The 13012-nt window shown below is 72.2% G+C and carries 12 protein-coding genes; 9 read left to right on the top strand and 3 right to left on the bottom strand.

From position 1 onward, the window contains the following. Nucleotides 1-62: 62 nt before the first annotated feature. The 7 genes from ABZ312_RS26540 to larE are packed head-to-tail and all read left to right on the top strand — an operon-like array spanning nt 63 to nt 6253. Complete coding sequence (locus tag ABZ312_RS26540) at nt 63-365, top strand: hypothetical protein (RefSeq protein WP_500330905.1); 303 nt, start codon at nt 63-65, stop codon at nt 363-365. 56 nt (nt 366-421) lie between these two features. Beyond that, nucleotides 422-1354 carry an aldo/keto reductase gene (locus ABZ312_RS26545; RefSeq protein WP_500359681.1) on the top strand — a complete coding sequence of 311 codons (933 nt, stop codon included), beginning with the start codon at nt 422-424 and terminating at the stop codon, nt 1352-1354. Further along, on the top strand, nt 1351-2298 hold the full coding sequence (locus ABZ312_RS26550; protein WP_500359682.1) for an amidohydrolase family protein: 948 nt from the start codon (nt 1351-1353) through the stop codon (nt 2296-2298). The genes ABZ312_RS26545 and ABZ312_RS26550 overlap by 4 nt, the downstream gene beginning before the upstream one ends. After that, nucleotides 2295-3575, top strand: a complete 1281-nt coding sequence (larA, locus tag ABZ312_RS26555) for a nickel-dependent lactate racemase (RefSeq protein ID WP_500359683.1) — start codon at nt 2295-2297, stop codon at nt 3573-3575. The genes ABZ312_RS26550 and larA overlap by 4 nt, the downstream gene beginning before the upstream one ends. Continuing rightward, nucleotides 3572-4261 carry a nickel pincer cofactor biosynthesis protein LarB gene (gene larB / locus ABZ312_RS26560; RefSeq protein ID WP_500359684.1) on the top strand — a complete coding sequence of 230 codons (690 nt, stop codon included), beginning with the start codon at nt 3572-3574 and terminating at the stop codon, nt 4259-4261. The genes larA and larB overlap by 4 nt, the downstream gene beginning before the upstream one ends. Continuing rightward, nucleotides 4258-5439, top strand: coding sequence for a nickel pincer cofactor biosynthesis protein LarC (gene larC, locus ABZ312_RS26565; protein WP_500359685.1), 1182 nt, complete (start codon nt 4258-4260; stop codon nt 5437-5439). Before larB ends, larC begins: the two co-directional genes overlap by 4 nt. Further along, complete coding sequence (larE, locus tag ABZ312_RS26570) at nt 5429-6253, top strand: ATP-dependent sacrificial sulfur transferase LarE (RefSeq protein ID WP_500438921.1); 825 nt, start codon at nt 5429-5431, stop codon at nt 6251-6253. Before larC ends, larE begins: the two co-directional genes overlap by 11 nt. Before the next feature lie 260 nt (nt 6254-6513). Here the strand turns inward: larE and ABZ312_RS26575 are convergent, their stop codons facing one another. Then, a complete protein-coding gene (locus ABZ312_RS26575) occupies nt 6514-10203 on the bottom strand; it encodes a S8 family serine peptidase (RefSeq protein ID WP_500438922.1) in 3690 nt (1229 codons plus the stop codon). Between the two features lie 541 nt (nt 10204-10744). On the opposite strand from ABZ312_RS26575, the gene ABZ312_RS26580 reads away from it, so the two are divergent. Then, a complete protein-coding gene (locus ABZ312_RS26580; protein ID WP_500329311.1) occupies nt 10745-10972 on the top strand; it encodes a hypothetical protein in 228 nt (75 codons plus the stop codon). 312 nt (nt 10973-11284) lie between these two features. On the opposite strand, the gene ABZ312_RS26585 is transcribed toward ABZ312_RS26580, so the two are convergent. Beyond that, the gene (locus ABZ312_RS26585; RefSeq protein WP_500329310.1) at nt 11285-12040 is read right to left on the bottom strand and encodes an SDR family NAD(P)-dependent oxidoreductase; all 756 of its coding nucleotides are present in this window, start codon (nt 12038-12040) and stop codon (nt 11285-11287) included. A 131-nt stretch (nt 12041-12171) separates the two neighbouring features. Between ABZ312_RS26585 and ABZ312_RS26590 the strand changes: the two genes are divergently transcribed. Then, on the top strand, nt 12172-12606 hold the full coding sequence (locus ABZ312_RS26590; protein ID WP_500329309.1) for an Rrf2 family transcriptional regulator: 435 nt from the start codon (nt 12172-12174) through the stop codon (nt 12604-12606). A 76-nt stretch (nt 12607-12682) separates the two neighbouring features. Here ABZ312_RS26590 and ABZ312_RS26595 read toward each other — a convergent pair whose 3' ends face one another. Continuing rightward, nucleotides 12683-12922, bottom strand: a complete 240-nt coding sequence (locus ABZ312_RS26595) for a superinfection immunity protein (RefSeq protein WP_500438923.1) — start codon at nt 12920-12922, stop codon at nt 12683-12685. Nucleotides 12923-13012: the final 90 nt, after the last annotated feature.

A 13012-nucleotide genomic window follows, 5' to 3' on the forward strand; every position in this document is an offset into this window, starting at 1 on the left:
GTGGCCGGCCCGAGGCCCGGCCGGCCACTGGCGAGCACGCATCATCAGCGAGGAGCACCCCGATGAGATTCCTGCGCGTCGGCCCCGCGGGCTTCGAGCGTCCCACCGCCCTCGGCGCCGAAGGAGCCGCCTACGGCCACGAGATGGAACTCTCGGTGGTCATCAGCCGGACCGCCCGTTGCCTGGGCTCCCCTGACGCCGCGGCCGGCGTGATCGCTGGTCGCGCCATCGCCGACGTCGTGAGCGAAAGCTCCTTCCGGCACGAGCGGGCGGGCCGGGGTCCGAGGATGCGACTGTGGGGCGGCGGCGTCGAAGTGACGATCGACCGGCTCGGCCGTCAGCGGCACGTCCTCGGGCAAACCTGATGTCCTCCGCGATCCGACCGTGGTACGCCGAACGGGTGCCTCTGGGACGCTCCGGCGTGAGCGTCAGCCGCGTCGGGCTCGGCACCGCGCCGCTGGGCGGCCTCTTCTCCGCTGTCGGCGGCCGGCAGGCCGCCGAGACGCTGGAGGCCGCCTGGGCGGCCGGGATCCGGTACTTCGACACCGCCCCGCACTACGGTGCCGGGCTCGCCGAGCAGCGGCTCGGCGCGTTCCTCTCCGGGGCCGGGCACCCGCGCGCGGAGATCACGGTGTCCACCAAGGTCGGCCGCCTGCTCGTGCCGGGCGAACCGGCCCCGGGGGACGAGGCCTTCCACGGCGCACCCGGCCTCGTCAGGGTCCGCGACTACAGTGCCGAAGGCGTCTACCGCTCACTCGTCGAAAGCCTGGGGCGCTCCGGTCTCGACGCCTTCGACGTCGTCTTCATCCACGACCCGGACGACTGCTGGGAGCAGGCCGTCACCGGTGCCTACCCGGCGCTGGCCCGGTTGCGCGACGAGGGAGTCGTCCGGGCGATCGGCGCGGGCATGAACCAGACGGCGATGCTCACCCGCTTCGTCACCGAGACCGACCTCGACTGCGTGCTCGTGGCCGGCCGCTACTCACTGCTGGACCGCAGCGCGGCCGACGAACTGCTGCCCGCATGCGCCGAACGCGAGGTGGGCGTCCTGGTCGGTGGTGTCTTCAACAGCGGCATCCTCGCGAACCTCGCTCCGGACGCCATGTACGACTACGCGCCGGCTCCGGAAGCGGTCCTCCGCCACGCCCGCGCCCTCGGTGAGCGCTGCGCCGAATACGGTGTCCCGCTTGCCGCAGCTGCCCTGCGGTTCCCGCTGCGCCACCCGGCTGTCACCGGTGTCGTCGTCGGGGCGCGCAGCGCACAGGAGATCACCGTGAACGCCGCGCACGCCTCGACGACGATCCCCGAAGAGCTGTGGCCGGAGCTCGACGTCCTGGAAGCGGAGGAACGATGAGCAGGATCGACGCACACCACCACGTCTGGCGGCCGGCACCGGCACCGGCCCCGTCCCCCTCCCCCACCGACGGCCCAGGTCCACAGCGCCGTGTGCACGCGTGGCTCGACGAACCCGACATGACCCCGGTGCGGCGGGACTTCACCCTGGAAGACCTGTCGCCGCTTGCCCTGGCAGCGGGCATCGACCGTACGATCCTGGTCCAGGTACTGCCCGACACCGACGAGACCGCGGACTTCCTGGCCCTGGCCTCCACGGGTGAGACGGTCGCCGGTGTCGTGGGCTGGCTCGACCTCACGTCGGACTGCCTCCCGCGCACGCTGGACGCCCTACGGGCGGCGCCAGGCGGCGAACTCCTCGTGGCCACCAGGCACCTGGTGCAGGACGAGCGGGATCCCCGCTGGCTGAACCGGCCGGAGGTGCAGCGGGGTCTGCGCGTGGTCGCGCAGGCGAACCTCTCCTACGACCTGCTCGTCCTTCCGCATCAACTGCCATCGGCCATCGCCGCCGTCCGGACGTTGCCGGAACTCACCTTCGTCCTCGACCATCTGGCAAAGCCCCCCATCGCCGCCGGTGAACTGCAGCCCTGGACCTCGCTGATCCGCGAACTGGCGGCACTCCCCAACGTTTTCTGCAAGCTGTCCGGCCTGGTCACCGAGGCTGACCGGCACCGCTGGAGCGTGGCGAACTTGCGTCCCTACGCCGACGTGGTGCTCGACGCGTTCGGCCCCGAGCGGGTGATGTTCGGCTCGGACTGGCCGGTGTGCCTGCTGGCCGCCTCGTACGAGGAGGTCGTCGGCGCGGCGGAGGCACTGACGGACGGCCTCACCGAGGCCGAGCGATCCCACGTCTTCCGCGCGACGGCGGAACGCGCCTATCGCCTGCACGAGCGACACCGTCGAGGGCGGGCCGAGGACGCAGAGGCCGTGGAGGCCGTCCGGTGAAAGTACGCCTCGCCTACGGGCAGTCAGGGCTCGACATCGACGTCGATCCGCACAGGACCACCGTCGTCGAGCCTGTCCACCACGCGGCGGCCCGGAACCCGGCGGCCGTCCTGCGCGCGGCCCTGCGCGAGCCGGTCGCCGGACCCCCGTTGTCCGAGAGGGTGCGCCCGGGGCAGACGGTGGCCATCTCGGCCTGCGACGGCACCCGGCCGCAGCCCAGGCGCCCGATGATCCAGGCCGTGCTGGACGAGCTGGACGGCGTCGTCCGCAGGGAGGACGTGGTGATCCTCGTGGCGACGGGCACCCACCGCGGCAACGACGCGCCCGAGCTCCGGACGATGTTCGGCGACGAGATCGCGGACACGGTGAGGATCGTCAACCACGACGCCCGCGACGCCGCTCAGCTGACGTGGATGGGCAGGTACGGCAACGGCGTGCCGGTGTGGCTCAACCGGGAGTGGGTGCAGGCGGACGTCCGGATCACCACCGGCTTCGTCGAACCCCACTTCTTCGCCGGCTTCTCCGGTGGCCCGAAGCTCGTCGCCCCCGGCCTGGCGGGCCTCGAGACCGTGCTCGTGCTGCACGACGCGGCCCGGATCGGCGATCCACGCGCCACCTGGGGCATCACCCACGGAAACCCGGTTCACGACGACGTGCGCGCCATCGCGGAGGCCACGGGCGTCACCTTCGCGTTCGACGTGGTGCTCAACCGCGACAAGGACGTCGTCGCGGCGTTCGGCGGCGATCTGCTGCCGATGCACGCCGCCGCGACGGCCGCGGCCGCACGCATGGCGATGCGCCCGGTACAGGCAGCGTTCGACGTCGTCGTCACCACCAACTCCGGCTTCCCGCTGGACCAGAACCTGTACCAGGCGGTCAAGGGGATGTCGGCGGCCCACCAGGTGGTCCGCCCCGGAGGGACGATCGTGTGCGCGGCCGAGTGCCGTGACGGTTTCCCCGACCACGGCTCCTACCGGCGGGTCCTGGCCTCGGCCCCGTCCCCGCAGGCGCTCATGACCGAGATCTCCGCGCGCACCGAGACGGTTCCGGACCAGTGGCAGGTGCAGATCCAGGCCCGCATCCAGTCGGGCAGTCAGGTCATCATGCACACCTCCTTCCTCAGTGACGACGAGCTGGCCGCAGCCCACCTGCGGCAGACCCGGGACATCTCCGCCACCGTCGCCGAAGCGCTGGCCGCCGCGGGGCCGGAGGCCCGCCTGTGCGTCCTGCCGGAAGGTCCGCAGACCATCCCGTACGTCGAAGGGAGCCGGTCGTGAACGACGTACTGGACCTGGGATACGCACGAGTCGACATCGGTCGCGAGGCACGGCAGGGACTGCCCGAGGTCGTGTACGGCCCCGGCAAGACCGTGGAGCAGATCGCCGGCATCGTCACCGGCCTCCTGGAGCACAACACCGGGCCCGTCCTGGTCACCCGCGTCGCCCCGGACACCGCGGCGGCCGTCCAGGAGCAGGTGCACGGCGGGTCGTACGACGAGGAGGCCCGTCTGCTGCGCTGGCGACCGGCCGCCGCCTCGGGCTTCTCCGTCGTGGTGGCCGCCGCCGGGACGTCCGACCGGCCGGTGGCCGCCGAAGCCACCGCTGTGGCCACGGCCGTCGGGCTGGACACGACGGCCGTGCACGACGTGGGCGTCGCGGGACTCGAACGCGTGCTGCAGGTCCGCGGTCTGCTGCGGTCCGCGGACGCGGTGATCGTCGTGGCGGGCATGGAGGGCGCCCTCGCCAGTGTCGTCGGCGGTCTGGTGGCCGGCCCCGTCGTGGCGGTGCCGGTCTCCACCGGCTACGGCGCCTCGCTGGACGGGGTGACCGCGCTGCTCGCCATGCACGCCTCCTGCGCCGCCGGCGTGACCGTGGTCAACATCGACTCCGGGTTCTCGGCGGCCATGGCCGTGCACCGCATCGCCCGGTCCCGCGGCACGGCGGATCCCGGAGGCGCCAGGTGATCTGCTGGATCAACCCGTTCACCGGACTGGCCGGGGACATGCTGCTGGGTGCCCTGATCGACGCGGGGGCACCGCTCGACCGGATCCGGTCCGCCGTCTCCGCCACCGGGCTGACCGGCTGGGACCTGACGGCCGAACGCGTCACCGACCACGGACTGGCCGCCACCCGCGCACGCGTGGAGGTCACCGATCCGTGCACCGAGCGGCGCGCCGCCAAGGTGATCGAGATGGCCTCCCGGGCCGCTCCCCGGCCCGTCGCGACCCTCGCCGTCGCCGCCCTCACAGCCATCGCCGAGGTGGAGGGGAGACTGCACGACGCCGACCCCGCCACCGTCCACCTGCACGAACTCGGCGGTCACGACGCCCTCGTGGACATCGTCGGCAGCGCCGCGGCCCTGCACGCCCTCGGCGTCACCGACGTCATCAGCTCGCCCCTGCCGCTCGGCCGCGGCGAGGTGAACTCGGCGCACGGCGTCCTGCCCTGCCCGGCGCCGGCCACCCTCGCCCTGCTGACCGGAGCGGCCGTCAGGGGCTGCGACCTTCCCGGGGAGACGGTGACACCCACGGGCGCCGCACTCCTGCGCGCCGTCCGCGCCCGCTACGGCCCGCCGCCCCCCATGACACTGGGCGCCACCGGCTACGGAGCGGGGTCCCGCCGCCTGCCCGACCGGCCCAACCTCGTCTCCGTCACCCTCGGCGACCCCGTCCCGACCACGGCGAACGAGGAGGTCGTCGTCCTGGAGACCAACCTCGACGACGTCACCGGAGAACTCCTCGGGCACCTCATCACCCGCCTTCTGGACGCCGGTGCCCTTGACGCCTGGACGACCGCCGCAGTGATGAAGAAGGGCAGGCCCGCGCAGGTCCTGCACCTCCTCACCACCGCGCACCACGAAGGACGGCTGCGCGACATGGTCCTGGCCGAGACCGGTGCCCTCGGCATCCGGCGGATCAGCGCGACCCGCACCGCGCTGCCGCGCGCCTTCGAGACCGTCGACGTCGACGGACACGCCATCCGGGTCAAACACGGTCCGTACGCGGCCAAACCCGAGCACGACGACGTGGTGGCCGCGGCCACGGCGCTGGGTCTGCCCCTGCGCGCCGTCGCCGCGCGCGCACTGCGCCTGAGCCGAGGAGGGGCGACGCTGACGAGCCAGGAGGAAGACCGTGCACAGTGACGACACCCTTGAGCGCCGGCTGCTGAACCGCGTGCGCGCGCTCGGCGGTTCCCTCGCCGTCGCCTACTCGGGCGGCGCCGACTCCGCCCTGGTCCTTGCCGCGGCCGCACGGGCGCTCGGTCCCGAGCGCGTCCTGGCCGTCACCGCCGTCTCGGAGAGCCTGGCCGACGGTGAGCAGTCCCGCGCGCGGCGACTCCCCGACGACCTCGGGATCATCCATCTCACGCCGCGCACCCACGAGTTGACCCGGCCCGGATACCGGGCCAACGGGCCCGACCGCTGCTACTTCTGCAAGTCCGAGGTGCTGGACACCATCACCGCGCTCGCACACGAGCACGGCGTCGACGCCGTGGCCACCGGCACCAATGCCGACGACGCATCCGATCCCCACCGTCCGGGCATCCGCGCCGGGCGGGAACGCGGCATCCGGACACCGCTCCTCGACGCAGGCCTGACGAAGGCGGACGTACGCCGCCTCAGCAAACACTGGTCACTGCCCACCTGGGACAAACCCGCGACCCCCTGCCTCGCCAGCCGCGTCCGCTACGGCATCGAGGTCACCTCCCACCGCCTGGCCCGCATCGATCGTGCGGAGAGGGCCGTTCGGGCGCTGACGACCGAGGCCGGGGTGGACGTGCGGGACCTCCGCGTCCGCGACCTCGGGGACCGCACCCGCATCGAGGCGGACCCGCCCCTCGTCGCCCGCATCGCGGCATTGCCGGGGCTCGCCCGAGCGCTCACAGAAGCGGGCTTCGCCGACCTGCCCTACCAGGTCGAACCGTTTCGCTCGGGCCGGCTCAACTCCGAGGTCTGACCCCAGGCCCCGTGGCCGCACCCTTCAGGAGGCGTGTCGTACGCGGGCCACCCGCTCGCCTCGCCCTCGACCCACCGCGTGCATCCCTGGGTGGGCCCGACCGCCACTCGGCCTCCTCTCGAACGGCAGCGACCTGGCCTGCTCTGGGAGCTCCGACAGCACGCACTGGTGCACCGACGCCTGCGGTCCTCACGACAGCCACGCGCCGGTGCGGGCCGGCCCTCGGGACGGCCCGCACCGGCGCGGTGTCGGCTCGCGGACTAGCCGGCCGGCCAGTGCGGCCAGGTCGGGGCGTAGCCGCACCACTGCTCCGGGCAGCCGACGCGGTAGGCCCGGGTGACCGTCTCCGTCAGCGATGTGCCGGAGCGGTCCGCGGCGGTCACCTGCAGTGAGACCCAGCCGGTGCCCGTCGCGGGCACGGTCACCCGCCGGACGCCGTCCCGGCCCCGGACCTCCGCCGCGTGCCAGGTGGCTCCGTCGTCCGTGGAGTACCGCACCGCCACCCGCTCGATGCCGGCGCCGCCGCTCACCCCGGCCTGCCGGCCGATGCCCAGGCCGAAGGTGAACTCCCGGTTCGCCGCGACCGAGTTGTCGCCGTCGAGCCCCGCCATGTCGTAGCGCGTGTCGAGCAGCGGCAGCGGGCGCTCGGCACCGGTGTGCTCCGAGCGGAACCGCCAGGTTTCCGTGACGTGCGTGCCCAGCTTCCACTCCGGGCTGTCGTGGTGCGCGGACGAGGTCATCTCGTACCACTGGCCACGCGCGGGCACGTCGAAGACGCCCTGCCCCGGCTCGTCGTTACGGGCGATCACCTTGCCGGAGCCATCGCGCAGCACCGTCTCGCCGGACTCCAGATTCCGCAGCGGCTCCGACCGGTGGCCCGCGGCGTCCGAGAACATCGGCAGCGCCAGACGCAGCTTGTCCCCCACGCGGGTGGCCTGTGCCCGGCCGTCGGGGCCGTTCACCGACAGCGACGGGTTGAACGGCGCGGTGAGCCAGTTGTCCGTGACGGTGCGTCCCCGGCGGAGGACCGTCGGGTTGGTGTACTGCACACCCAGCGGTCCGTCGTCCAGCGCGTACTCGAACGTGGCCGTCGTCCACGGCACTTCGGGTGTGTAGTACGCCGTCATCCGCTGCGGTGCGCGGAACAGCGTCGACTGCTGGGCGAGATTGAGACCGCGGTAGGTCACCCAGCCGTAGATCCCCTTGGGGTCGTTGGGGAACCCGGTGGTGCGGAAGCTGTGGTCCACGCGGGCCAGGTCCCGGCGCCGGTCCTGCCAGTTCGCGCCCGCCGGCACCCCGTCGTCGTGGGCGTGGAACGTGAAGTAGGTGCGCTCGCCGTTGCGCTCCCCCTTGATCCGCAGGGTCACGTCGCCCTTGGCGAGCCGCTCGCGCAGCAGGGCCACACCGTGGTCGTCGGTACCCAGCGTGGGGTCGTCCGCGCCGATCGACGCCGACCCGGCCAGCAGGATCGCCGCCGGCCGCAGCGCCTTGACCGCCTGGTAGCGCCGGTCCAGCTCCTCCCAGGGCAGGCTCCAGTCCGACTCCAGGAGCACGATCCGGTCCTCGATCTCAAGGTCCCTCAGGTCCCCGCCGTCGCCGGCGTCGGTGACCCGCTTCTCCAGGTCCCACTCCAGCCGCTGCGTCATCAGCCACACCGGCACGTCCACCGGGCTGCCGGAGCTGCCGGCGGTCGTCGCGAGGACGGACGGCTGCTCCCACGAGGCGGCGGAGAAGTACGTCAGTCCGGGTATCTTCGCGCTGCCCACGGCATAGGACCGGTACGCGCCGGAGTAGAGCGGCGCTGTCAGACCCTCCGGGACGCCCGCTCCGGCCGACGAGACCAGCCCGGTCGCCGACCCCCACTCGTTGATCCGCATCTTCGGGTCGTCGATGCCCATGGTGACCGGCTTCGCGCCGGACAGGTCAGTCCTCAGCGTCCGGTCGCCGGTGAGGGTCAGACGCCGGGCGACGGCGACGGACGTCTCGGGCACGCTCGACCTGCCGTACCGGACGTACTCCCACACGCCGCCGAACACCCGGTAGTCGCCGACCGGCAGCCGGAGCTCCTCGGCCCCCTCGGTGAGGCTCACCAGCCGAGCCTCGCCGCTCCGCTCGTTCTGCACCACCAGGTTGGTGTACGCCGTCTCGACCCCGGGCCGCAGCGCAGCGGCTTCGAGGGTGAGCGTGGCGGCCGGGCCCTCCGCGTCGACGCCGACGGGGGTGCGCGCCGTGCTGCCGTCGCTGCCGCGTGCGGTGATCCAGGCGCTGTGGGCGCCGGCGGACGCACGGGCGGTGTCGATCCGCACGGTCGCCTCGGCGGTGCCGCCCGCCGGGACGGTCAGCCGGCGTGTGCCGAGCGAGACCGGTGCCTTGCCGGTCAGGGAGAGGTCCAGCCGGATGTCCTTGCCGCCGCTGTTGCGGTACGTCACCGTGCGGGTCGGGTTGCCGGTGTACGGCCAGGTCAGCTCGGCGGAGACCGCGGAAGGAGAGGCGGTGACCGTCGACGAGAGCGCGCCGGGCACGTCCACGCTGCCCGCGCCCTGCTCGTACACGCCGGCGCCGTCGACCGGGTCGGCGGCGCCGACGAGCGCCGCCTTGAGCCGCTGCGCGTCCCAGTCCGGGTGCCGCTGCTTGAGGATGGCGGCCGCCCCGGAGACGTGCGGGGTCGCCATGGAGGTGCCGCTGATCGTCGCGTAGAACTCGCTGTTCGCGGCGCCGTCCAGCGTGCCCGCGGCACGGGCGGCGGTGATCGCGCTGCCCGGCGCGGTGATCTCGGGCTTGACGCCTCCGTCGGTCACCGCCGGTCCCTGGGAGGAGAACGACGACATCGCACCCTCCTTGGTGATCGACCCGACGGTCAGGGCGCTCGGCGCGGCGGCCGGTGTGCCGATGGTGCCCGGCTTGCCCTCGTTGCCGGCCGCGACGACGAACAGCGGTCCGCCGTCCCCGGACAGGGTCTCGACGGCCTGGGAGATCGGGTCGCCGCCGTCGCTCGGCAGGTTGGAGCCGAGGCTCATCGAGACGATGTCCGCGTCCTGGGCGGCCGCCCATTCCATGCCTTCGAGGATTCCGCTGAAACTGCCGGACCCGCTGCCGTCGAGCACCTTGCCGATCAACAGGTCGGCCCCCGGCGCGACGCCCTTGTAGCGGCCCTGCGAGGCGGCGCCGCTTCCGGCGACGGTGGAGGCGACGTGCGTGCCGTGGCCGTTGAGGTCGGTGACGTCCTCGTCCCAGGTGAAGTTCTTCTCCGCGACGACCTTGTTCTTGAGGTCGGGGTGGGCGGGGTCGTACCCGGTGTCCAGCACGGCGACGCGCACGCCCTTGCCGTCAAGCCCCTTGCGCCATGCCTGGGGCGCGCCGGTCATGGCGACGGACCGGTCGAGGCTCGCCTCGACCTCGGCGTCCAGCCACAGTTTCCCGGACGCGGCGACGCGGGACGTCCCGCCGGCGGCGAGGAAGCCCCGCCAGGCCGTGGCGGCCTCGGACTTGGCGACCGTTCGGGCCGCCAGCCCCAGCTCGGGGAAGGTGTCCCGCTGCGTGGACCCGCGCAGCGCGGGGCCCGCCTGGGCTGTCGTGATCAGCGGAATGGACGCCCGGGTGGCGTCGTCGAGCCCTTGCGCGGCAAGTGCGGTGACGTCGAAGAGCTGCCGGTCCACCCGCCCTTCGGCCAGCGGCTGCGTGGCGTCGACGGGAATCACGTACTCGTGGTCGTTGATCCTCGCCCGGGTGAACGCGATGTGGCCCCGGCCCTTGCCCGGGGTCACCCCGCTGACCTGGAGCCCGCTCCCGCTGCCGGTGAAGCCGACCCGGTCGCCGCTGATCAATGTGACGGTGTGCTGCGCGGGCGGCGCCGGCGGTACGGCCGCGCGGCCGGTCCCGGCGGCCGGCTCCGGACCGGCTGCCGCCGGCATCCCGGTGGCGAGCAGCGCCACCCCGGTGGCCGCGACCACGGCCGCAGTCCTCGATCTGGATCGCATAACCTTGTACCAACTCCCCTGAGATCGCCCGATGAACGAGCGTCACCGGCGTGTGCCCGGCAACAGTCGGGCCGGGAGTTGACGCCGTGCCAGGTGTAAGGGCTGGCGCATAGACGCCATGTCACCTGTTCGCCAGTCGGCCACCCTGCGATCGGCGGCGTGACCGGCGAGGGCCAGGTGCTCTGGAGTTGCCGCGTTCGGCCACCGGTCCCGAGCGCGCCCGGCGTACGTCCGTGGCCAACTGCCGTCCGGCAACGACAAGCTCGCACGACCGAGTCTTCAACTGGCGCACGGCAACTACGTCATCCGGGACCGGGAGGCGAGGTGGTCCGGCAGCCGCGCGATGGCGGCCGGGAAGGAGCCGGATGCGCCGCCGCCCGCGGCGGCACGGCCCGGTTGCCGGCGCTTCCCGCCCACTCCCGCGCGGTCCGGATGTAGGGGTACGGCTGCCGCAACCGGATGGATCATTCCTTCGTCCGCAATGACGAGACCGGTCCCCCACCGAGAGGCAACCATGGCCCAGCCCGCGGATCCCCTCGTCGAGTACTGCTTCATCATCACCTTCAGCCATCGCGATCAGGATCTGATGACCTTCTCCGGTACGTACACACCGGCGCCGGGGATGACCAGGCACGATGTCTACAACACGATCCGAGCCGATCATGTCCGGCAGCTGCCTTCGCTGATCCAGGGCTACTGCCAGGTGAGCTTCTTCTCGCTGGAACGCAATCAGCTGCCTTAACGGGCTGTTCCGCCGGACGGGAACGCGCGCCTCCTGGAGCTGGTGCGCGGGGCACTCCCGGCCCCGGGGAGCTGGTGGCGGGCCACCGGGCCGGCGCGCCCGGTACTCCGCTCGCCGGGGGCCAGGCCGTGTCACGCGGCGCGGGGCCGTCTCACGGTTGCCCGGCCGGCTCTGCTTGCGAACCAGGACGTATCGGCCGGTGGCGGCCGCCCGGGGCGAGCGGCCACCGTGCCGCGGGCCAGCGCAGGCGCGCATGGCCCGCGGCGTGCGGCCCGACCTCCATGTCTCCTCGGGGGCACGGCAGGATCGCCCTCAGGCGTTGTAGCCGCCGTGGGCATCCAGCACGGCCCCCGTGACGTACGACGCGGCGGGGCTCGCCAGGAAGGCGATCGCCGCGGCGATCTCCTCGGGGCGCCCCATGCGCTGGAGGGAAAGGGAGCTGACCAGGGCCTTGAGGGTCTCGGGGTCCGGCGGTTCCATGCCGCTCTCCATCAGTCCGGCCTCCACGACGTTGGCCGTGATGCCCCGGTGCCCGAGGTCCCGCGCGGCGCCCATGGTGTACCTCTCGATCCCCGACTTGGTGGCCGAGTAGTCGGCCAGGCCGGGAAGGCCGACGCGGGAACCGAGTCCGGAGCTCACGGTGATGATGCGGCCGTCCGCACGCAGCACCCGGGAGGCGGCCCGGATGACGGCTATCACACCGAGGTAGTTGGTGGCGTGCATGCGGTCGAGTGCGGCGGTGTCGGCGTCCGGATCGTCCACCGTGCGGCCTTGTTCCACCGATACCGCCGCGTTGTTGACGAGGATGTCCAGACCGCCGAAGGCGGTGACCACTTCGTCGATCAGCGCCGGCGCCCGGCTCGTGTCCCCCTGGTCGGTCTGGATGGCGACGGCCTTCGCGCCCTTGCCTCGCACCTCGTCGACGACGGCCTGCGCCCGCTCTGCGGAGCTGACGTAGGTGAACGCGACATCGGCACCCTGCTCGGCCAGGAGCCGTACGGTGGCGGCTCCCAGTCCGCGGGACCCACCGGTGACCAGGGCGACCTTGCCCGTGAGCGGCTGGCTCATAGTTCCCACCTCGTTGAATCGGTCTCTTTCGCCGCCTGTCGAAACAATGATGGTTACGACAATGATCGCAACTATACTCGTTACGACTGCACAGTCGTAACAGAAAATGTTTCCACTGGGAGGAGGGTCACATGAGCGCCAACAGCAGGTTGACGATCGCCGCTCACGCGCTGGCCTGGATCGGCCTCTACCAGCGCCAGGGTCATGAGGTCGCCACCTCCGAGCAGATCGCGACCAGCGCGAACACCAATCCGGTGGTGATCAGACGCCTGCTGGGCGAACTGCGCCGAGCCGGTCTGGTGGAGTCCCGGCGAGGCGTGGGCGCGGGCTGGACGCTGACACGCGAGCTGGGGTCGATCACCTTGCTCGACGTGTACGAGGCCGTGGAACCCGGCCCGCTCTTCGCGCTGCACCGGACCACCCCGGACCAGGGATGTGTGGTCGGTCACGGCATCCAGCCGGCGATGCGAGGTGTCTACGAGGGCATCGAGGAGACCGTCCGACGCGAACTGTCCCGCGTCTCGCTCGAGGACGTGCTCCGGGACGTCCTCGCGGCACCTCGCTGACGGCAGGCGCGGCCCAGGCGCGTACGGGCCCCCGGCAGCCACCGTCCCTCACATTCTCGGGGACCTCACCGGCGATTCACGCCGAGGCTTGCACCGACGCCTTGGGCTTCTTGGGTGTGCGGGTCGCCATGTACAGGGCCACACCCCACCCGATGAGCGATGAGCCGAGGAACACGTTGATGACAAGAATCAGCCACCGATCCTTTGCTCCACGCGCAAACGCCATGTACGACGGCGCCATGTAGAGCACGGCAAAAGCAAGTATGAGCATGAACGTCAGCAGGTTTTCCACAGCGCCCCCCGAGTTGATCTTCAACGACTGCCACAAGATACACCCGTGTCCGGGGTCCGCTGAAGGCTTCACGGACGACCGTCCACCCTTTCCGGCCGGCTCCCATCATCGTCA

Source organism: Streptomyces sp. NPDC006207 (assembly GCF_040613835.1).
Classification (GTDB): domain Bacteria; phylum Actinomycetota; class Actinomycetes; order Streptomycetales; family Streptomycetaceae; genus Actinacidiphila.

What these genes read in the sequence shown, in the direction of transcription:
- ABZ312_RS26585 (WP_500329310.1), bottom strand. Translation starts at nt 12,040, where the DNA reads ATGAGCCAGCCGCTCACGGGCAAGGTCGCCCTGGTCACCGGTGGGTCC.
- ABZ312_RS26550 (WP_500359682.1), top strand. Translation starts at nt 1,351, where the DNA reads ATGAGCAGGATCGACGCACACCACCACGTCTGGCGGCCGGCACCGGCA.
- ABZ312_RS26540 (WP_500330905.1), top strand. Translation starts at nt 63, where the DNA reads ATGAGATTCCTGCGCGTCGGCCCCGCGGGCTTCGAGCGTCCCACCGCC.
- ABZ312_RS26590 (WP_500329309.1), top strand. Translation starts at nt 12,172, where the DNA reads ATGAGCGCCAACAGCAGGTTGACGATCGCCGCTCACGCGCTGGCCTGG.
- ABZ312_RS26580 (WP_500329311.1), top strand. Translation starts at nt 10,745, where the DNA reads ATGGCCCAGCCCGCGGATCCCCTCGTCGAGTACTGCTTCATCATCACC.